This window comes from Chitinophaga sp. 01L420 (assembly GCF_056399985.1).
The window spans coordinates 19,575-41,293 of sequence record NZ_JBFTSK010000053.1 but is presented as its reverse complement, the minus strand read 5'-3'; the positions used below and the strand labels follow the sequence as shown (position 1 = coordinate 41,293).

General features: G+C 46.9%; 13 protein-coding genes. 9 read left to right on the top strand and 4 right to left on the bottom strand.

All coding sequences use genetic code 11. The features are described from left to right. The first annotated feature begins 1 nt into the window (after position 1). The 4 genes from AC1DP6_RS31875 (at position 2) to AC1DP6_RS31860 (ending at position 10,059) form a co-directional block, all read left to right on the top strand. Positions 2-2,611: a glycerophosphoryl diester phosphodiesterase gene (locus AC1DP6_RS31875; protein WP_477058482.1), complete on the top strand. Its 2,610-nt coding sequence runs from the start codon at positions 2-4 to the stop codon at positions 2,609-2,611. A gap of 10 nt (positions 2,612-2,621) precedes the next feature. Next, the gene (locus AC1DP6_RS31870; RefSeq protein ID WP_477058481.1) at positions 2,622-6,020 is read left to right on the top strand and encodes a hypothetical protein; all 3,399 of its coding nucleotides are present in this window, start codon (positions 2,622-2,624) and stop codon (positions 6,018-6,020) included. Between the two features lie 5 nt (positions 6,021-6,025). Then, positions 6,026-7,450: an SGNH/GDSL hydrolase family protein gene (locus tag AC1DP6_RS31865; RefSeq protein ID WP_477058480.1), complete on the top strand. Its 1,425-nt coding sequence runs from the start codon at positions 6,026-6,028 to the stop codon at positions 7,448-7,450. A gap of 332 nt (positions 7,451-7,782) precedes the next feature. After that, entirely contained in the window at positions 7,783-10,059 is a 2,277-nt protein-coding gene (locus tag AC1DP6_RS31860) for an FAD-dependent oxidoreductase (protein ID WP_477058479.1), read from the top strand. Between the two features lie 103 nt (positions 10,060-10,162). On the opposite strand, the gene AC1DP6_RS31855 is transcribed toward AC1DP6_RS31860, so the two are convergent. Together AC1DP6_RS31855 and AC1DP6_RS31850 are read right to left on the bottom strand one after the other, a co-directional pair. Beyond that, positions 10,163-13,006, bottom strand: a complete 2,844-nt coding sequence (locus AC1DP6_RS31855) for a TonB-dependent receptor (RefSeq protein WP_477058478.1) — start codon at positions 13,004-13,006, stop codon at positions 10,163-10,165. A gap of 92 nt (positions 13,007-13,098) precedes the next feature. Then, on the bottom strand, positions 13,099-13,560 hold the full coding sequence (locus AC1DP6_RS31850; RefSeq protein ID WP_441576180.1) for an Mpo1 family 2-hydroxy fatty acid dioxygenase: 462 nt from the start codon (positions 13,558-13,560) through the stop codon (positions 13,099-13,101). 256 nt (positions 13,561-13,816) lie between these two features. Here AC1DP6_RS31850 and AC1DP6_RS31845 point away from each other — a divergent pair, with 256 nt between their 5' ends. Next, entirely contained in the window at positions 13,817-14,704 is an 888-nt protein-coding gene (locus tag AC1DP6_RS31845) for an NAD(P)-dependent oxidoreductase (RefSeq protein ID WP_477058477.1), read from the top strand. Between the two features lie 83 nt (positions 14,705-14,787). Here AC1DP6_RS31845 and AC1DP6_RS31840 read toward each other — a convergent pair whose 3' ends face one another. Further along, on the bottom strand, positions 14,788-15,192 hold the full coding sequence (locus AC1DP6_RS31840) for a winged helix-turn-helix transcriptional regulator (RefSeq protein WP_477024172.1): 405 nt from the start codon (positions 15,190-15,192) through the stop codon (positions 14,788-14,790). Between the two features lie 135 nt (positions 15,193-15,327). Between AC1DP6_RS31840 and AC1DP6_RS31835 the strand changes: the two genes are divergently transcribed. The 4 genes from AC1DP6_RS31835 (at position 15,328) to AC1DP6_RS31820 (ending at position 19,636) form a co-directional block, all read left to right on the top strand. After that, on the top strand, positions 15,328-15,729 hold the full coding sequence (locus AC1DP6_RS31835) for a DoxX family protein (RefSeq protein ID WP_477058476.1): 402 nt from the start codon (positions 15,328-15,330) through the stop codon (positions 15,727-15,729). 133 nt (positions 15,730-15,862) lie between these two features. Beyond that, positions 15,863-16,387 carry a hypothetical protein gene (locus AC1DP6_RS31830; protein WP_477058475.1) on the top strand — a complete coding sequence of 175 codons (525 nt, stop codon included), beginning with the start codon at positions 15,863-15,865 and terminating at the stop codon, positions 16,385-16,387. After that, positions 16,387-17,736, top strand: coding sequence for a hypothetical protein (locus AC1DP6_RS31825; RefSeq protein ID WP_477058474.1), 1,350 nt, complete (start codon positions 16,387-16,389; stop codon positions 17,734-17,736). The genes AC1DP6_RS31830 and AC1DP6_RS31825 overlap by 1 nt, the downstream gene beginning before the upstream one ends. Before the next feature lie 22 nt (positions 17,737-17,758). Next, positions 17,759-19,636, top strand: a complete 1,878-nt coding sequence (locus AC1DP6_RS31820; RefSeq protein WP_477058473.1) for a WG repeat-containing protein — start codon at positions 17,759-17,761, stop codon at positions 19,634-19,636. Between the two features lie 74 nt (positions 19,637-19,710). Here the strand turns inward: AC1DP6_RS31820 and AC1DP6_RS31815 are convergent, their stop codons facing one another. Next, entirely contained in the window at positions 19,711-21,621 is a 1,911-nt protein-coding gene (locus tag AC1DP6_RS31815) for an SPFH domain-containing protein (RefSeq protein WP_477058472.1), read from the bottom strand. Between the last annotated feature and the right edge of the window lie 98 nt (positions 21,622-21,719).

The window sequence follows — 21,719 nt, the reverse complement described above, 5'->3', positions numbered from 1 at the left end:
CTTGAAAAAATTATCAGCTATATTATTATATGCCCTGTGTATTGGTGTCATGCGGGTGAATGCCCAGCAGCAGCCGGTGTTGTCTAATCCGGCGCTGCAGCTTTCCTGGGTAAATAAAAACGGACAGTGGCATATGAAAAATATCTCCATAAAAGATAAAGATCACTGGCAGCAACTGCCCCATACCAGTGGAGAATATACGTTGCTGTATGCAAAGGATAAACCAGAGAATACACCCATCAACTTGTATGATAAGAGCGGTAAAAAAATCATCTTTCCGGAACCACAGTATAAGTACATCATTCCTTTATGGGAAGCCGCGCTGCAGCCCGTGCCGATGAACACAGCCGGAGAAGCCATTCATTTTTATCCTGCTTCGGTAAAAAATAGCGGTGATCAGTTGACTTTCACTGCTGAAAATAATAAAGCGGTGATTACTTCCCGCTGGCGCCTGGATACCGCATTTAACACAGACGTGCTCGTAGAAATATTGTTGCAGGCAAAAGAAGATGGTTATTATTCACTGGCTTCACCCACGCTGGCCACTGTTCCTGAAAGTGAACTGGCCTGGGCAGGCATACCCGGTTATTTTCAAAGCAATGCCATAGAAAAAGATTTTATCAAAGCATATGCCTATATGCAGGGCATTCCTGATAAACCGGTAATTGTCAGGGAGAGAACAGCGGCTACCTTGTCGCCTTTTATCAGTACAAAAAACAAGCTGACCTGGGCAGTCATACCGGCACCCGGCACAGGACGGGACCCCTGGGAAGATGATGCCAGAACACAAGATAACTGGCAACTGGGGCTGTCATTGATGAACCGGGAGGGAGCACTTACCCCCACCATCTATCACCCGGTGTTGGGAGAAAAAGGGTCCTTCCTGAAGAAAGGAGATACCGTGACATTTTCCTTCAGGTATACACTGCAGCATGGCAGCTGGTACACCGTATTTAAACATGCCGTAAATGATGTATACCATTTCAATGATTTTCTGGCTCTGAAAAAAACGCGTCAATCGCTGACCAGCCGCATATTATCGATGCATAAATACCTGGTGGATAATAAAACATCGCTATGGAATATAACGGACTTTAACGGTATGGACATGGGCGCACAATCCTACCTGGGTGGGGTGTATGGCTCGGAAAAAGACGCCATGAAAAATTCTGACTACGGCGCTATGTGGATGCTGGCCACTATTACAGACGATACTGTATTACAACAAACCCGCCTGCCTTATGCGCGCAACTTTAAATTGCAACAGCAGGATACGCATCCTGGTTTTTTCAACGGTGCCACTGCAGGGCAATATTATCTTTCAAAAAGTAAAAGATTTACAGAAGAATGGGGACCTTATGTAGAACCCATTGGCGTTACCTATTACATGATGATGGACATCGGTAATATGCTGTTGTTTAACCCGGGAGATGCTGCATTAAAGAAAGAGCTGCAATCCGCTGCCGACAGGCTGTTGGCGTGGATGAGTAAAGAAGGAAAGTGGGCAGTAGGATATGATCACATATCCGCAAAGGAATTGTTTACCGATGTGGAAGATCTGCGTCCAACTTTTTACGGGTTGTTGATCGCCTGGAAAATATTGAAAGAAGAGAAATATCTGGCCGCTGCGAAACGTGGTGCAGACTGGTATATAAAAGAAGCGACTGCAAAAGGGCATTTCCTGGGTGTTTGCGGAGATACGCGTTTTGTTCCTGATTTTGCTACAGGACAAAGTGCCCAGGCGTTGCTGGATCTGTATGATATTACAAAGGAGCATAAGTATCTGCAGGCAGCTATCAGTACGGCACAATTGTATACTACTTCTATCTATACTCACCCTGTTCCTTCCGCCAAAAGTAAAATGGTGAACGGTGTGCAACGGCAGGACTGGGAAATAAGCCAGGCCGGATTAAGTTTTGAGCATGGCGGTATGCTCGGTTCTGCCAATCATCGTGGCCCCATTCTGTTGGCCAGTCATGCCGGCATGTTTGTAAGGATGTTTATGTTAACCGGTGATTCTCTTTTCCTGAACATGGCCCGTGCCGGCGTACTCGGAAGAGATGCATTTGTAGACAGTGCTACCAGCGTGGCGTCTTACTACTGGGATGTGATGAACAAAGGGGCTGGTCCTTATCCGCATCATGCCTGGTGGCAGGTAGGGTGGATCACAGACTACCTGTTGTCGGAAATGGAAATGCGATCGGCAGGTAAAGTAAAGTTCCCCCGGGGATTTATCACACCCAAGGTAGGCCCGCACGAGACCTATGGTTTTGCCGCAGGGACGGTGTTTGGTACTGCCGCCAGTTTGCTGCTGAAGGAGGGAATGCTGAAAACAGATAACCCTTATCTCGACTACTATTATGCGATCAATACACAACAGCAAAAACTGTTTTTGTTATTGTTGAACGATGATGATGATCCGCTGGAGGCTACGCTGCAACTGGATGCAGATAAGGTGATCCGCGGCAAAAGAATAAAGCCGGTCAGCTGTTATCAGATCAGCGCGAACGGTAATAAAGAAACGATACTAACCAACCATACATTCCAGGTAACTATACCTGCTTACGGACTCCGTGTAATCGCCATCAATTATGAACTGCTTAATCAATAAATATTTTTATTTGGTCGCTATATGCTGCTTCCTGGGAGTATCAGCGGTGCAGGCGCAAACGGCTTACCTGGTGGAAGCGGAAGACTTTCAATTCAAAGGGGGCTGGCAGGTAGAAAAAGTACCTGGCATAGCCGTTTCGAATCATACCATCCTCCGTGTTTTTTCAGGTAAGGTAAAGGCGCCGGATGCGCTGACAGTGATTAATATCAAAACGGCAGGCACATTTGCCGTTTGGGTGCGTACGCCGGATTATCCGGCCAATCAGCCCGGCACCCGTTTATTCCAGGTGGCGGTGAACGGACAGGCCCTGGAAAACGAATCCGGTCAGCATGGCAAGGAGGGCTATTACTGGGAGAAAGCAGGTACCGCTGCGCTGGATGCCGGTGAGAACGTAATCACCCTGCGTGATACGAAAGGTAATTTTGGAAGATGTGATGCCATTTTGCTGACGGGTTTGAATGTTGACCCTAACGAAGAGAAACTGGCMGCGTTGCAGCGGTTTAAAATAGCACCCCTAACGGTGACGTATATACCGCCAGCTATCACTGCCCGCTCCATCGGCGTAGCAAAGATCTCCTCCAATGCAAAGGTGATAGCTGCTGTCAGCAATGGCAAACTACGGCTGCAATTTGTGACTGCAGCGGTATCGGATGGGCCCCCGCGCATAGTGGCCATGAATAGTTTCAGGAAAGATAACCGATGGATCGATGTACCAGCAAATGGTGATGCAAACAGGATATTCCTGTTAAGTACCCATGATCCGCAGATCAGTTTCGGTAGTTTCTTTCCTTCCAGGAATGGCTCCACCGCTTATGGTAGTTTTCAAAGCCGGGGTAAAACGTTCCGCGTACTGTCGCCGGAAAGTCTGAGCAATCCCTTCCTGGCAGGGCTGCGCCGGGAATGCTTCCCAGTAAGTGTGAAACAACTTCGCAGCAACACCATAGAGGTGACCTATCAGACTGCTGATAAGGAAACGGTGAAGGGGATATGGGAGCTGGCAAATGGCAGCAGTCACCTGTTACTAACGTTAACGTATATACCAAAAGAGGCAGGATATTACAGTCTCGCTGTGAGTGCTTTTTCCGGCGTACAAAAAGAACAGGTAGCCGCCATACAACTGCCGCCCATGTTCCAGTATCAGCGCATTCCTGAACATCCGGTGATGCTGCCGGCAGCCATGATGCCGCAACCCCTGGCCATGATGGAAACCAAACAGGGTACAGGAAGCGTGACTGCTTTTATTACGGGTACACCAACAGATTTTCCGCTGGCCTGGGGAGAAGCTTTTGCTTCGCCGATGGGCTTTGCGATTAAGAACCTGGAAAATGATGTGCAGCCGGTAGCGTTTTCACCGGTGCTGGGATTAGATGATTCGCAGCTGGCGGCGGGAAAGGCGCTCACCCGTGAATTTGCGTTAGGTGCATTGCCATCGGGTTGGAATGATGCGATGGAATATATATCAGACAGTATTTATAAAGTAAAGGATTACCGCACACAGAGCGGTACCTCGCTGACTGAAACTGTATTCAATATAACGGAGCTGATCAGGAATGATACGGCGGCAGGCTGGGCTCCGTCACTCAAAGGGTTTTACGATATAGAGGCAGATCCGGCCATAACGCCAACGGTGGTGCAGGCAGCGCCCCTGGCGGTTATTTCGGCTGCGGTGTTGGAAAAAGATGAAGACTTTTATATCAGCAGGGCATTGCCTACCATTGAATATACATTGTCCCGCAGTGGATTCAGGTGGTCACGCGGTATTTCAGGAACCTCATTTAACAGAGATAAACAATCGCTGGTGCTGAGTCCTTTTAATTCACAATTTACCACCGCTTACTACGAAGGATTGCATCAGTTGCTGGGCGGCGCCAATCCCTGGCTGGAAGACATTGCACTTCCCGGAAATAAAATAAGGCCCACCAAAGGGTATTCTGTGAACATACCGGCCTGGACGCAGGAGCTGGCCGCTTACCGTCTCACAAAAAATAAAAGTTGGCTGGATGCAGCTACTACGCATGCAAAAGAATTTATTGCCAGCGAAGTGTATGGCTCTAAAACGCAGCCTTTAGGTAAACAGCCTTTTTACAACGCGGCTTTTTATGCTTACTGGTGGGAGCTGACAGATCTGTTTGAGGTAACAAGCGATACCGCTTTCCTTACGGCCGCTGCCACATCAGCTTTTCAAACACTGGCAGGGGTGAGGGTGTACCCGGAAGTGACCGATCAGTTGCAGACTATTCATCCGGGCAACAAGTATGATGGCAATACCACCATGTGGTGGAAAGGAGGTGAAAAATACCGTCTTGGTTTTCCGAGAAAGAACGGTGATGCACCGGAGAAGCAGGTGTCGCAAAGCCTGGTATCGCCTGTGGGATTGGGATTTGAGCAGCCTTATACTTTTTTTGATCCGGGTAAGCTGGTAAGACCTGTATTTATGAGTAGCTGGGCGCCGCACCTGTTGCGTTTGTTCCGGGATGATCACCGGAAAATATTTGAGACCTATGCGCGCAATGCGGTGATAGGCCGTTTTACGAATTATCCGGGTTACTATGCTACCGGCTTTACAGATATTACTATGCAGCCGGACTTCCCTTACAAAGGTCCGGATGTAAGCTCTGTTTATTATCATCATATTCCACCGCATCTCGCCTTTACGCTCGATTTTCTGGTAACGGAAGCGATACAACGTTCTGAAGGAAAAGTAAATTTTCCTTATGGAAAACAGGATGGTTTTGTATGGTTTAACAACCGCATTTTTGGTGGTGGCAGCGGAAATATATTTGACGACAAACAGGTGCGTCTCTGGATGAAAAGAGGGCTGGTAACCATTGATCGCCGGGAGCTGAATTATGTTACAGGTATTTCTGCTGACCGTTTCTGGGTGCTGTTATTGAATGAATCGCCCGATGCGCTAAACGCTGATATTAATATCGGGAAAGAAGTTGACGTGAAAGATAATGCCGCTGCTACATACTATGCGCGGGCTGCGGCTTCGCCGGCAGTGTTGCCTATGAATAACCGGCAATTACGTATATCCGTTGCCGGTAAAGGTTTTGCTGCCTTCTCTCTGCCGCTGACTGTGAAAAAAGAAACCAAATATATAGCGCCGGTGAAAAATGGTATGCAGGTGCTGGACCTGGGTATGGGCGTTGGGAAGTGTTATGCTTTCAGGATACGTTCTCCTTTTGGATGGGATGCGATATACACTTACCTGGAATCGCCTCCTGAAGCAGGTTTACAGGCCGCCTTTGTATTGAACGGAGAAAACCGCGGCCTGACAGCATATCCTTATGAAAGTTCGTTTTACCCACTGAATGCTGCTAAGGATGCCGTGTTGAAAGTAAAGGTACGCACCAGCAGCGGGGCCGAAAAAGAAGGGACCATTAAATTTGATAACAGCGCCAAATAATAATTATGAAACAATATTTTATTTTCTCCAGCCTGGTCATATGTATGGGAATGTCATTGACAACAATTGCACAAAGCCAAGACGACCCGGAACGGGAAAAGCTGGTAGCTTTGTCGCGGGTAGGTGCTTCGCCTTTATATTTTAATCCTGCTGATACATTGGTACCATTGATAACGCCAGGCGACTTCTACAACAATACAGAATGTATCGTACGTGGGGGATTACCTCATTTTTTTGAAAAGGCTTCCTCTGGTAAACCGGTGACCATCGGTTTTATAGGCGGCAGTATCACCCAGGGTAAGCAATGCTATCGCACCCAGGCGGCAAGGTATATACAATCATTATATCCATCTGTTGCCATGAAAGCGCTCAACGCCGGCGTGTCGGGAACAGGTACAGACCTGGGCGCCTGCCGTTTGCAGGATCAGCTGTTGAAACACCATCCTGACCTGATATTTGTGGAGTTTGCCTCGAACGGCGCTTATACAGATGGCATGGAAGGCATTGTGAGGCAGATCCGGAAATATGATCCCACAATTGATATCTGTCTGATCTATACTATCCATAACGAGGCTACGAGAATATATGTGGCTGGTGGCATACCGGCGCATATACAGGCGCTGGAAAAAATAGCGGTTCATTATAACCTGCCATCTGTACATCTTGGTATGGAAGCGGCCAAGCTGGAACAGGAAGGAAAGTTGCTGTGGAAGGGAGATAGCAGCGGAACTCCGGGTAAAATTGTTTTCTCCACGGATGGTATACATCCGGTGACAGCAGGCGGTAACCTCTACGCTGCTGCGATTGCAAGAGCCATGAATAAGATGAAGCAGGGCGGAAGTGCTACTACGCAAGTATTACCTGATCCACTGATTGCAGATAACTGGGAAGATGCCGGCATGTATGCGCCACAGGAAGTGGCCACCTTCAGTGCCGGCTGGAACGCCGTTACTACGGCCAATTCACCGCAGCGCCAATTCACCGGCTGGTTTCCCTATATCATGAAAGCAGGTCAGCCAGGTGCTTCTTTTACCTGCAGATTTAAAGGAACGATGTTTGGCTTTTTTGATATCGGCGGACCCGAGATGGGACAACTGGAAGTGCTGGTAGATGGGAAACCGGTACAACTCGCAGACCGGGGCATTACAGGTACGCGGCAGCTACAGGTAGTGGATGCAGCAAATCCGGATGGTATCCGTGTTATCAACAGGTTTAATTATTACTGTAACAACAGGTACCGCGGCCAGTATGAATTTATAACACTGCCACCGGGTGTACATACAGTTACGCTTCGTGTATCAGCTGAAAAGGCCGATAAAATAAAGATCCTTGGAGATAAACAACTGGAAGATATTACCAGTCATCCGGCTAAATATGATCAGACTGTGGTGTACATCGGCAAGATCCTTTTACGTGGAGTACCTTATTAGCAGCGGCTGTCCTGACTTTTCCATATCCTCGAATTCTATGGGAACATTCCCGGAAAATGGGAATGTTCCCAACTTTTTTAACCGCCGGATATTTTGAAGTTACGAAGGGCAGGCTGTTAATTTGAAGTATCAAAGAAAACAACGGGTGGAGTATTTTTTATTTCAGGTCATATGCAGTGTTTGTTCATCATAGCTTTCTTATTACCCTTTCACGTTACACTGGCAGCAGGCATTTTACTGTTACATAGTCTGCATAAAAATTTGTGCGCAAATAAAACTTTTGATACAGTGCATTGACCAGGTGCGGATCACAAAAATTATAATTGTAAATCATGATAAAATCTGGAGAAACAAACAGTCGCTCCTTTCCCGGTATAGCCATCAGCGCGGATCTGGTAATAACAGGTGGCGGTCTTTCCGGCGTATGCTGCGCCATTACGGCTGCCAGACAGGGACTAAAAGTAGTATTGGTGCAAGATAGACCGGTATTGGGAGGTAACTCGAGTAGTGAAGTCAGGTTATGGATATTGGGCGCTACTTCACATATGGGCAATAATAATCGTTGGGCCAGGGAAGGAGGGTTGGTGGATGAAATCCTGGTAGAAAATACCTGGCGCAATCCGGAAGGTAACCCCGTGATATTTGATACGGTATTACTGGACAAAGTGATGAAAGAACCTAACATTACTTTGTTGTTAAACACCGCTGTTTATGAAGTAGAAAAAAAGGATGCTGCCACCATCTGCTCTGTGAAAGCATTTTGCAGCCAGAATCAAAAAGAGTATTTATTAACCGCTCCCTTGTTCTGTGATGCTTCCGGCGATGGGGTGGTAGGCTTTTTATCCGGCGCCGCTTTTCGGATGGGGGCAGAAAGCTGCGATGAGTTTTATGAAAAGTTTGCGCCCTCCGCTAGCTACGGGGAGCTGCTGGGACATACTTTATATTTCTATAGCAAAGACACTGGTAAGCCTGTTACATTTATTCCGCCTGATTTTGCATTGAAGGATATTACCAAAATCCCACGCTTCAAAACGTTTAATGCCAAAGATTTTGGCTGTCGGCTTTGGTGGGTCGAATACGGCGGACGACTGGATACGGTGCATGATACAGAAGAAATCAAATGGGAATTATGGAAAGTCATATACGGCGTATGGGACTACATAAAAAACTCAGGGAACTTCCCGGAAGCCGCTACGCTTACGCTGGAATGGGTAGGTACTATCCCTGGTAAACGCGAAAGCCGTCGCTTTGAAGGTGACTATATCATGAAGCAACAGGATATTATTGAGCAACGTGTCCACGAAGATGCGGTGGCATTTGGTGGCTGGTCTGTTGACCTGCATCCTGCTGATGGTGTTTTCAGTGAAAAACCGGGTTGTAATCAATGGCATAGCAAAGGTATTTACCAGATACCTTACCGCAGTTTGTACAGCAAAAATATTACGAACCTGTTTCTTGCCGGGCGCATCATCAGCGCATCACATGTGGCCTTTGCATCCACACGGGTAATGGCCACCGCCGCATATGTATCACAGGCGGTAGGCGTGGCTGCGGCACTGTGTAAAGAAAAGGATCTTTTGCCGGCAGACATCATCCGCAACGGACATATTGTAGCGCTGCAACAACGCCTGTTAAAGACAGGACAATATGTACCGGGACTGGTGCTGGAAGATAATAGTGACCTTGTGCAATCTGCCACCATTAAGACATCCAGCGAACTGGTGTTAACCGGATTTCCCGGCAAACCATTGCTGAAACCATTAACGGTTTCTGTTGCACAAATGCTGCCACTACCCAAAGGAGCAATAGCCCCCGTCATTTTTCATGCAGAGGCCAGCGCTGACACTGAGCTACAGGTGGAACTCCGTATCAGCAGCAAGCCGGGAAATTATACACCGGAAGTAATACTGGCAACACAAACAGTTTCCCTGCATCCCGGCAGAAACTGTGTGGAACTCCGGTTTAATGCCGTGATGGAAAATGCAGCTTATGCTTTCATCACTTTTATAAAGAATCCGCTGGTGGAATTACATTTCACAGAGAAGCGGGTAACCGGGGTATTATCTGTATTCAACAGTGTAAACAAAGCCGTTTCCAACTACGGTAAACAAACACCTCCGGAAGATATAGGGATGGAGGCGTTTGAATTCTGGTGTCCGCAACGCAGACCGGAAGGGCATAACATAGATCTTAAATACAATTCCGGCATAGACCTGTTCAAAGCAGCAAATGTGCGCAATGGTATTGACCGGCCGGCTACACTACCCAATGCCTGGGTGGCCGACTGGAATGATCCGCAACCCAGTCTGACGCTGACCTGGCAGCAGCCGCAACAGATCAGCAGGATTGATCTGCTGATGGATACGGACTACGATCATCCGATGGAATCGGTGCTGATGTCGCATCCGGAATCGGTGATGCCCTTTTGTGTGAGAAATTACAGGATCAAAGATGGAGCGGGGAATGTGCTGGCTGAGAAAAGAGATAATTATCAAACACATAACCGCATTCAGTTTTCAGCATCGGTAACAACGGATGTATTGGTGATTGAGCTGGAGCATCCATCTGATCATGTACCGGCGGCTTTGTTTGCCGTGCGATGCTATTGAAGGAGAAAGCATAAAGCGTAAAGCTATTAAAGCGAATGACCGAAGCGGAATTAATCCTTTGCTCTGGTCATTCGCTTTAATAGCTTTATGCCTTATGCTTTCCTCAAAAATTCAATGCCACTTTTGTAAACAGCCGGATGCCGTTAAAGCCCATCTGTACTGCATCCCAGGGACCGCCGGTTTCACCGTCATATGCAGATAGTTTTGCACCAGGCACATAACCCAGATCAGGATGCACATTGAAAACATTATCTGCGCCCAGGAACCAGCTTACATGAGATGAGAAACGGAAACTGGCATAGAAGTCTGTGGTCACTTTACCCTTGTAGTTAAACTGTTCCGGTACCAGGGTACCGTCTTTGTCCAGCGCTACGAGCGGGCTGATACCGGTACCTTCCAGGTTGGGATCTCCGGGTAAGCCGGTACCTTCTTTGGCCGGATCTCCGGCAAAGCCATAACCCAGTAACACAATTTTACCGTAGTAGACTAAGCGGGTACCTACACTGAATTTTTTGATGCCATATTCAAGATTCAGTCCCAGCTTGGCCGGAGGGGCAGATGCCAGTACGAAATGTTGTTCTCTTTCACTGAAAAATTCGTTGCGGTGCAGGTAGCTGTCATTCAGTTTATCCGGTACATTGATCTTGTCAATATTCATGTGCTGAATATTCCCGGTAAATAGTGCGCGGAAATGCTGATCGCCCCATTTTTTATTGTAGTCGATAACAAGGTCAAGCCCCGTATTGGTGGTGTTCACCGCGTTGGCGAAAAACTGAGCATTATCAATTCTCAGGTCGTTGAGCGCTTTAAGAAATACAGGATCTAATGTAGCATCGGATTTATTAAACTGTCCGGATAATACAATCCTGTCTTTCACCTTTACGAGGTATCCATCCAGGGTGATGGTCAGTTCTGAGATTGGTTTCCAGGAAAATCCCAGGCTGGCATTCAACGATTTTTCCTGCTTTAATGCAGGGATGCCGGCGGATTGGGTGATGATATTGCTGTTCGGCGCAATTTTCACTTCTGTGATACGGCCGCCCTGCACGTTAGTGAACTGGGAACTGTAGTTAATCTGCTGGAGCGAAGGAGCCCTATAACCGGTACTAACGGAACCGCGTATATTAAAATGTGGCGCCACCTTATAACGGGCTGCCAGCTTATAGTTGCTGGTAAAGCCAAAGTCGTTGTAGTTCTCTGCACGGATGGCAGCGCCCAGCAGGAATTTTTTAGTGATGTCCCATTCTGCATCTACAAATCCGGCGATGTTGGAGCGGTTAGCACTCACTACATCGGTAGGACGGTACCCTGGAAATCCCTGTGCACCAGTGGCTTTAATAAATGCAGGATCATAATTCTTCCAGGAGTTTTCATCACCTGCATATATTTTGTAGTTTTCGTAACGGTATTCCGCACCCAGTGCCAGGTTAAAGCCGGCGCCTATATTTGGAATATCTTTAGAGAAAGTGAGGTTGGTGGTATTCTGTAAAAAGGAGTAGCCGCCATCATTAAAGTGTGTGGGGCTGGTACTTCCCAGGGACGCATTGAAGGTTTTATCTCCATAAAAATGAAAATCATTCCTGCCTAATGTATTGCTGAAGTCCCATTTCCAGTCGTTATGCGTGCTGCCTTTTACACCAGCTGCCAGCGATACATCCTGGATATGTGTTTGTATATGCGGATTATAAATGGTGTCCGGCGCCGCGTCAGGAGTAGGAATGCTTTCCATGATGTCCGGATAAAAGATCAGGCCCCCCGCTGCATTGGTAGGAAAGCGTTCCGGGTGTCCGCTGAAAGCCCGCGTATAGGCAAAGGCGTCAGAAGATTTATAGTTGTAACCGCCAAATGCGTAGATGGTGGTGGCACTGCTGCCTACTGGTATTTCCAGGTTGATCATACCACCACCGGTAGTAACAGAACCATCGCCATGGGCGCGTCTGCCGGAGTTAATCGGCAACCCATCGGTATGGGTAAGATTGGTGTCTGATACCTGGCGGAATGTTTTACCCTGTTTCAGGAAGTTGCCTGAGAAGTTAATAAATCCACCGCGTTTGCCCAATGGAAGCCCGTAATTGAGTCCAACGGTAACGGTGTTGCCATCTATGGGGTTGGCGTATTCATATTGTTTTAAATCGCGGTTAAAATAAGTATTGTATTTATGATCATAGTAACCGGCATAACCAGTGGTAATATTCAGGTGGCCGATATCTTTTTTCAGGATGATATTTATAACCCCTGCAATGGCATCAGAGCCATATTGTGCAGAAGCACCATCACGGAGGATTTCCACACGGTCGATAGATGCTTCCGGAATGGCATTGAGATCCGTACCGGAATTACCGCGGCCCCTGGTGCCAAATACAGCCACAAAAGCTGTCTGATGGCGTCTTTTGCCATTAACGAGTACGAGTGTCTGATCGGGTCCCAGTCCTCTTAAGGTGGCGAGATCAATCTGATCGGCGCCATCGCTACCACTTTGTTTGTTGTAGTTAAAAGAAGGAGCGGCGGCATTCAGCAGGGAGGTTAACTCCATCTTGGCGCTGGGTAGCCCGGCCTGGTTAACACTGATTACATCCACTGGCACGGGTGTTTCCGTTTTGGCCCGCCCTCCGCCACGGGTACCTACAGATACAATAGGACCCAGTTCAGCAATCAATGAAACCAGTTGTACATTGATCTGCGTTCGGCCGTTGACGTTTTGTTGTTGGGGTGCATACCCTATGGAACTGAATTCCAGGATATCACTGGCCCCAGCATCCAGTGTAAAAGTACCAGCAGCATTGGTTTGTGTGCCTTTGGCAGCGGATTTAACATGTACGGTGACACCTTCCAGGGTAGCACCTGTACTGGCATCTGTTACCTTACCGCTGATTTTTTGGGCTTGGGAAAAAGAGTAGGACGCGCATAGCAATATACTTGCTAGACAAGGTAGAAGTTTGAGGCTCATATGCAGGGCAGTTGTTTCCTGAATTTAATCAAAAAAACCGGAGATATAAAGTAAATCTCCGGTTTTTCTCCCTGCATGGAGGGTATAGTATGCTATAGTGGAATGCCTGCTTTCTTATAAATAAAGCTGAGAAGCCAGGCCGGCCCTATGAGCAAAAATTGCAGATCCTTGAAAAAAGAAGGTTTAGCGCCTTCGATCTTATGTCCGATAAACTGTCCTATCCAGGCCAGTACAAAAATGGCCAGTGCCACCTGCCAGATGACCAGGCCGGAAACAGCGATCAGCCGCCATAGCCAGAGGCAAAGAATACCAATTATCAGCATGCCTGCCGCCAGGGAAGGAGAGAGACGCACATAATAAATGATCAGCAGTAGTAATACCACATGCGCTAACGTGATATACATGTTTATACCGGGTATGGGTAACGGCACGGCATATAAAAAGCCTACTATACTGAAAAAGATAGCCGGTACACAAACCCAGTGAATCAGCTTGTTGGTATGATTACGGTGGCTGCTGCCGTAATCGTCCAGCCATTGGTGGATAGTTTTCATCGTGGATGTAGTTTTAGTCGTTGCTCTATTAAAATACGTTAAATAAAGCATTACTAAAAATTTACACTGGTATTTATTTCCCGTCAGTCATCGCCTTTTTCATGCCTTCGCGCTTATAGAATAAAAAGATGCTTCAAGTATTTTCGCATGATTCATGATAAGTACAGCGTGGATTTGAGCGCCATCAACGCAGTAACAAATGTGTTCTCATAATTCCATCAAAAGGAATAGATTTGAATAATTAATCGATTGTATTATGGAAACCATTGGATTTATAGGAACCGGACATCTCGGTTACCCGATTGCAGAAAACCTGCTGAGAGCAGGATATACCGTGAAAATATATAACCGTACCCGGGAGAAGGCATTACCGCTGGAGCAGCTGGGCGCAATACTGGTCGGTAGTCCGGAGGAAGCAGCGGAGAAAGGAGGCATCGTGCTGAGTTTAGTGGCAGATGATCATGCCGTGAAAGCTATTGCTACAGATGCTTTGATCAAGGCGCTGGGTGCGGGTGGCATCCATGTGTCGATGAGTACTGTGTCGCCGGATGTATCGAGGGAACTGGCGGCGCTGCATCGGGAGCAGGGCGTAGCATTTGTAACGGCGCCGGTATTTGCACGTCCGGAAGCTGCTGCTGCCAAATTAGGGAACGCTGTTATTTCGGGAGAAGCAGCGGCGAAAGAAAGAATCAAGCCTTTATTGGAGGCCGGATTTGCCAAGAATATTTTTGACCTGGGAACAGACGCTGGCAGCGCCAATGTATTAAAGCTGATTGGCAACTTTATGATCGCTGGTGCTATTGAATTAATGGCGGAATCATTTGCACTCGCTGAAAAGAATAATGTGGATCCGCGTGTGGCGCATGAGATGCTGACCAGTACCTTGTTTACAGGGCCAATATTCAAAAATTACGGCGCCATGATATTGGACCGGAAATTTACGGGCAACCCCTCTTTTAGTGCAGCTTTAGGTTTGAAAGACATGGACCTGGTATTGCAAACTGCGCGCAGATCGTATACGCCGATGCCTATAGCTAACCTGGTACAATCCAGACTGACTACTATTCTGGCCAAGGATATTCACGATGCAGACTGGATCGCCCTGGCAATGGGCGCATTGGAAGATGCCGGAATTACTTCTTAGTAGTGACGCACCGGGCTGTCCGGGATGCGCAAATGAATGCCTCAAAACACCAACGCAGCACGTTCCCGCGCTGCGTTGGTGTTTTAGCCTTTATCTGCCATTGCTACAGCGGCTGTTTTTTTAGCAGACTGACGAGCCGTGGCATCTTCCCGGTGTAAAGTACCCCAGTCAGAAATATGCTGTAACATGCTCTCCATACTCCACCCAAGAGGGGTGAGTTCATATTCTACGCGGGGAGGTACTTCAGGGTAAACAATCCGCTTCACGAGGTGATCGTTTTCCAGTTCTCTCAACTGCAGTACGAGCACTCTTTCGGAAATACCGGAAATGGACTTCTTCAACTCACTATAACGCATTTTACCATCCAACAACCGCCACAGTATGCTGGGCTTCCAGCGGCCGCCAATCAACGACAGGGTATAGGCTGTTCCGCAGTCTCCGCGTAACTGTCTTTCGTTGATAGCATTAGAGGAATTTTCTTTTCGCATACAATCATTTTTTCTTTCTGATGCAAAGATACGTAATGCTTGCTATAGTGTAGGAAACCGCTATCCTTTTGGTTACTCTATTCCATCACCGCGCAAATAGTACTAGGTTTGTCGCATTACTTAAATCGATTAACTATGAAAATTGTTCCACTCGTGGGCAGGATTTTATTTGCCCTTATTTTCCTGATGTCCGGACTTAATCACATCACTGGTGCCGGCGCTGATTATGCGACAGCTGCCGGGGTGCCATTGGCTGGTTTTATGGTGCCATTGGCGGGGCTCATTGCCCTGGTGGGTGCGCTGAGCATCCTGTTGGGTTATAAAGTGAAATATGGCGCGTGGCTGATCGTTATTTTCCTGCTCCCGGTCACCATCGCATTGCATAATTTCTGGTCCGTGAAAGATCCCATGCAGTCACAAATGCAGATGGCGATGTTTATGAAGAATGTGGCCATTTTAGGCGGCGCCTTGTTGCTGGCTTACTTTGGCGCAGGCCCCTATAGTATCGATAACAGGAAAGCGGGACTTTCCAGCTAAGAATAAGAATTACGGATTTCAGATTTATGGTAACGGATATAGGCGCATATCGTGCAGATACATTACCTGGGACCGGGGATCCGTGATTCTTTTCTATTTTCAGGCTTTAATAACCTGATACACTATCTATTATATGAAGAAAAGCCTGGTATTATGTCTTTTGTTGTTTCACGCCTTTATTGCCTGTGACCATCCGGCCTCACCCCCAAAAAAGGCCGATATCATCCATGTTGAAAAAATAACCCACGATTCGAATATCCTGGCACTATACCCTGCACTGCAGTTTACCCACGGCGGTCTGGACCGCTATGAATTTTATGACGAAAGATACCTGCGGTTCCAGGACATCCCGGTACGATACATGAGCTTCTCTATGTCTGACGATCAACTGCATGTCAGCAATATTGATATAAAACTTTTTAAACACAAGGAAGACGTTAAAGCCCTGAAAGATAAGCTCACCAAAGCTTACGGTCAACCGGGCGGGGACTCTTCCAACGATTTTTCTACTTTCGATGATGAAGAGCTACTTGTATGGAAGGATAATCATCAGCTAGTGGGTCTTTTTACAGAGAAGAACTTTGAAACCGTGGCTAAGATAACAAAAGAGCCTACCGTACATATTGTGTTTGTTAAACCAGAAGAAATCAATAACTGATGAGCAGATTATATACCGGCGCCCTGCTGCTATTCGCAATAGCAGCGAGCAGTTGCACCCACAAGCAAATTCGCATAGAAAATATACATAACAGGCAACAACTGGATTCGGTCATTGCCTTATTACCAGGAACAGATGTGAGAATTGATTCTGTCCCCGTACGTATCCTGCAAATGAGACTGAAAGGACTCTTCACCTATTATGGACAACCCGTTAACGAACTGCAGGTATACACTAAAGATGAAGAACTGACCCGTATTGGTTTTGATATGGAGAAAGGAGCCCTGGATGTATTGAATGCACTGGAAAACACAAACGGTACAGGATTAAAAGAAAGTTCCAGTACGCAATTAAGCTGGAAAACAACAGAAAAGAACATCGAGTTTGGCGTACCGGATTTTGAAGGCAATCTGCTTACTTTGAGCAACAAGGAAAAAGCGTCCATCTCCCTCAGCTTTAACAATCCGGTTAAAAACCGTATTACCAGCATCTACACCTCCCTGCATCCATCTTCTAACACAAATAATTATAAACTGGAAGTAGACAATGATGAATGCGGTTACCGTATTTATGTGAATGGTTTTTTAGCATTGGAACACCTGGGCGCCCGCACGCTGGGTGTTACCGCAGATATTAATCAATATCTGGTAAAAGGAAAACAACAGCAGATCACCGTAGAAGTGTTGCCAGGAAAAGATTACAATGGGGCTCCCCGCAAACAGCTGCACCTGGAATCAGTGGTACACGTTGTCATGAACAAGTGGAGTGAAAACTCCAGTCAGTCACCGGTGGTACTTGATTTTCGTACCCCTTATGTAGATACCAGTCTGCGTACGGGTGAAAATTCCTCCCGATATACCAGGGTGTCGAAACTCCGTGGACAGTTATCTGCGCGGGTGAATAACGATTTTGAAATAGATGCGGTGCCTTATGAATTGCCCTGCTATGCAGTAGCTACCGACATCCGCAAAATTCCGGATGCGAAAGAAAAAATCCTCGCACATTATCGCAAACTGCAGGAAGCATACGAAAAAAAGGAAACGGAGCAACTGGAAAATTTACTGTTTCCGCTGGAGCAAAATAAACAAATAGCCTGGTACCAGTTTAAAGCAACAGATAGCCAGTTGGCCTGGACAAACATTATGGAAAGGGCCAAAGGAATTACCGGCAGTAAGCTGGATGAGAAAGCCACCCTGTACATTACACCAGATGGCCGCTTCGCTAAATTATTGCCTTCGGATGGCGGCGACAAACCAGCGTTTTACCTGGAAGATGCTGCCAACATTTATCCGCTGGACTATTATGTTGCCATCAATAAAAACGGGGAAGTACAATTTGCCGTGAATTAATCGCCCATTAACTTATACTATAATGACGTTCAATAAACGCATCGCCTTTATCGCCCTGGTTATTATTGCTGCCGGTGCCTGTAAATCAAAGCAGCCTCCATCTGCTGAAGTACTTGAATTTGTGAAATCATTTGATGGGAAAACATTACCGGAAGCGCGGGAGTTGCTTAATTCAGAAAGTGAAAAAGCAACCAGCTTCATCGATTTTATGAAAAGCTTCGAAAAGGAAAAACCTAAAAGCTTTAAGCCGGAAGAAGAGGAATTTGACCAACCATTTAAGTTAACACCGGCAGAGGAATACGCTGCTAAGTATGCCGCTTATTTCGATGGCATAGGTTTCAAACAGATTATGGAAGCGCCTAACAGCACGGTCGGTACAGATGGTGCATTTCGCAGCAGCAGTGACTTCTCCGGGATCGATGCACCGGACTTTACCACCGTGAAAATATTTTTCCATGATGGTACTACAGACACGAAGCCATATGCCATGGATGCTTCCACCAATATTCCGGTAGTGAAAACAATGGATAGTATCGTAGCCGATGTCAGCTATAGTTATCCTACAAAAATTGCGGTACTTACGCTGGATAAACAACACGACAAACTCACGTACAAAGGCGCTGAAATAAAGATTGATAAGATGAGTGATAACCGGGTGCGGTTAATGATGGGAGACAGTGCATTCAAGGACTATGTCCACGTAGAAGCTTTGAATAAAGATGGTAAACCATTAGGATATAGCAGCACCAACAGCGGTGCTAATAATCCCGAAGATATGACCCGTTTGCTGCTGAATTTCAGTAAAACACTGAAAGGGTTGATCCGTAAACTGGATAAAGGCGCTTTTAAAGATGTAGCGGCGCTGCAAAAGGAAATTGCCGCTGAAATGCCGGATGGATCGCCCTTTGACGAAGGCCATAATGGTTACACAGAAGGATATTACAGGGGTAATGTAGCAAAAGTAAATGTATACATGGCAGATAGCCGTCATACAGAAAAGAAGCAGATGACCCTTAAAAACCTGGAGCCCAATTACGCGGGATTGTTTCTGACAAAAGACGGTAAGAGTGCTAACTATGGCTTCACAGATGCCAGTGGAAAATTTGCGATTGCACCCACTTATAAAAAATTATCTCCCCTCAATGCTTACTTTTTTGTGAATGAGGACTATAACGGGATTTACTATTATCGCCTGGATACAGCTGGCAGGAAGCTGGTGAAAATAGATGATGTGGTCAAAGAACTAAACTCACAACTGGTCACTGTACATAAGGAAGGTAAGGCTAATTCTATGGGGCTGATGGATGGCAATGGCCACCTGATCATTCCTGCGGCCTATGATGCCATTTACCAGGATCCGGAAGAAGCAGTGCTGTATGCAAATAAAACTGAAGAGGATGGGCCACTGCAGGGGATCAATACGTTGTATGATTACAATGGACATCTGATATCACCTGATGGATTCTACACTTCCGGTGGCAGCTATCATAGCGGCTTTTTGCTGGTCATCGACAAAGCGCATAAAATTTATTTTATAGATAATAAAGGGAAGAAAGTCATCGACCTGAAAGGATATGTAGATGCAGAACCTTTTTCTGAGGGACTGGCACGGGTAAGAGTGGCTGGTGGAAATTATGGTTTTATTAATACCAAAGGTGTGTTGGTGATTCCCTGCATCTATTCATCATCTTCGGCCACTTTTAGTGGCGGTTTAGCGATGGTTCGCAGAGAAAATGGTGATGCCAGCGAAGTAGGGCTCATTAATACAAAGAATGAACCAGTACTTCCTTTCAGAAAAGCATCTTCTACTTCAGAATCGGGAGAGGGGCTGAAAAGAGAGTATGTGATTGATGGTAAAAAATATAACGCTCGAGGGGTAGCGTTACCAGCCGATAAGTAGCGGTTGGTTTTTAGTGAAATGCAGCGAAGACTCTTCTTCGCTGCATTCTTTTTTCATAAGTATAGGGGATGGGGTTATTCAGTCTTTTTATCTGCTTCATTTTTCTTCGCCACATCTTCCAGTAGTTTCAGTCCGAGCAGTCCGCTGATAGGGCCGTTGGCACCATCGCCGCCGCTGATCAGTACGTCCGGCATGATGCGGATGTTTTGTGCGCCGATGGCTTCCATTACTTTCAGTTGTGTAAAGTTGTTGCCACCCATCGCTTCTACGGCCAGTTTGTACGATTCTGCGCTGGACTGACCGATAGCCAGGATCTTTTCCGCTTCTGCTTTACCGGTGAGGGCGATTTTTTCCGCATCTGCTTTTGCGATCCATTCGGTACGTTCTGCTTCTGCTTTCGCGAGCAATCGTACTTTTTCCGCTTCACCACCTGCCAGTAATTTCATACGGTCACTTTCTGCGTTAGCCTGCAGACGTACGCTGTTGGCGTCACCGGTAGCTTTCTTTACAGAGGCGTCTGCATGTCTTTCCGCGATCCATACACCCTGATCGGCTTTTACGATTTCTTTCTGCATTTCTGCAATCGCCGTTTCTTTTTCGAGCGACTGACGTGTTTCCTGTGCCAGTCTTTCTGTATCGTAGGTGATCTTCTGTTCTTCCGCTATTTTACGGTCTGTCAGTGTTTTCATCAATGTTTCAGGCGGCACGATGTCACCGATGAGGGTATCTACACCAAATACATTATACTGATCGAGTACTTGTCCGATATGTTCTTTGGCAGAGGTTTGTCTTTCCTTACGGCTGGTGAGGAAGCTGATCACATCAGAGCCCTGGGCCGAGTTACGGAAGTAGTTACCGATGGTTGGTTCCAGTACCTGTGTTACCAGGTTACTCATATTACCGAAGCGGGCAATTACTTTAGGTGCTTCGTTGGTAGGGATATGAATGATCTGGGCTACGTCCAGGTTAAAGGTAAAACCGTCGCGGCTTCTCACCGTAATGGTAGACAGGTTTTTATCCAGCTGGTGGGCTTCACTTCTGGCAGAGGCCCAGTTCAGTACCAGGTTGGTGGTAGGTACCAGTTCCACTTTCATGATGTAGGGGTTTACCGGGTATTTACCGGGTCCTAATGGTTCTGCCCATACACCTTTGGTGCCTTTTGCCACGATGTTACCGTGTTTGAATTCAGCGCCGCTGATGTCCACACCGTCGTTACCTACGAAGGAGATGACTACGCCTACGTGTCCGATGGCAATTTCTGTCATCTTTACCATTTCCAGTTTGGCAAACCAGGGGTTGATGAAGTAGGAACCGGCCAGTATTACCTGTTCCTGCAGTCCTTTGTAGCCACCTTTATCGAGGAAGGCATCCACATCCTGGAAGTTATTGTGCTTTTCAATGGTTTTACCTGCGATGGAGCCGGTTTCTATAGCCTGCCCTTCCAGGGTGGTAACGATACCTACTGCGTTGTCGGGGATAGACAGCATGTCTGTGATTTCCACTTCAAAGAGGAAGGTATTGATACGATAAGATCCGGGGGTGATAATGGCCGTTTGGCGTCCTTTGCGGCCACCATTCTGGAGGAATGCTACCGCATCCTGGAAGGAGTCGCAGGGAACTTTACGGGCCAGGATAGAACCTGTTTCCAGTTCCGATCCGTCTTTCGCCAGTACCAGTCCGATTTTGCCGGTAGGGATGATGGTAAAGGGCTGAAATGCCACGCTGTATTGCCAGATCCATTTCCAGAAATACACGCCTGGAGCCAGGCTTTGGGCCTGGTAACCTGCTTCACCATTGGAAGCCAGGATGCGGCCTTCGGGGAGTTCCTGCTTGCCCAGGAGCACGAATTTTTTAGTCACCAGGCCTATACGGTCTTCCGGTACAATTACTACGCCGAAGCATATACGAAGAATTACTTTGTACAGTAACAGACATAGCAGGGGCACGCCGATGAGCACGGCCCATTTGATAACAGTGTTTTCCATTGTTGGGTTGTTGTTAAGTGTTTAGGTAATGCATTTGTACGGTACACAGCGATGCTGCTGACGGACATGTCAGTTCAGAATTTGGGCTGTGCAGACGT

Bases quoted from the DNA above. Each gene is read 5' to 3' on its own strand.
- AC1DP6_RS31865 (WP_477058480.1), top strand. From the start codon at position 6,026: ATGAAACAATATTTTATTTTCTCCAGCCTGGTCATATGTATGGGAATG.
- AC1DP6_RS31860 (WP_477058479.1), top strand. From the start codon at position 7,783: ATGATAAAATCTGGAGAAACAAACAGTCGCTCCTTTCCCGGTATAGCC.
- AC1DP6_RS31855 (WP_477058478.1), bottom strand. From the start codon at position 13,006: ATGAGCCTCAAACTTCTACCTTGTCTAGCAAGTATATTGCTATGCGCG.
- AC1DP6_RS31850 (WP_441576180.1), bottom strand. From the start codon at position 13,560: ATGAAAACTATCCACCAATGGCTGGACGATTACGGCAGCAGCCACCGT.
- AC1DP6_RS31845 (WP_477058477.1), top strand. From the start codon at position 13,817: ATGGAAACCATTGGATTTATAGGAACCGGACATCTCGGTTACCCGATT.
- AC1DP6_RS31840 (WP_477024172.1), bottom strand. From the start codon at position 15,192: ATGCGAAAAGAAAATTCCTCTAATGCTATCAACGAAAGACAGTTACGC.
- AC1DP6_RS31835 (WP_477058476.1), top strand. From the start codon at position 15,328: ATGAAAATTGTTCCACTCGTGGGCAGGATTTTATTTGCCCTTATTTTC.
- AC1DP6_RS31830 (WP_477058475.1), top strand. From the start codon at position 15,863: ATGAAGAAAAGCCTGGTATTATGTCTTTTGTTGTTTCACGCCTTTATT.
- AC1DP6_RS31825 (WP_477058474.1), top strand. From the start codon at position 16,387: ATGAGCAGATTATATACCGGCGCCCTGCTGCTATTCGCAATAGCAGCG.
- AC1DP6_RS31820 (WP_477058473.1), top strand. From the start codon at position 17,759: ATGACGTTCAATAAACGCATCGCCTTTATCGCCCTGGTTATTATTGCT.
- AC1DP6_RS31815 (WP_477058472.1), bottom strand. From the start codon at position 21,621: ATGGAAAACACTGTTATCAAATGGGCCGTGCTCATCGGCGTGCCCCTG.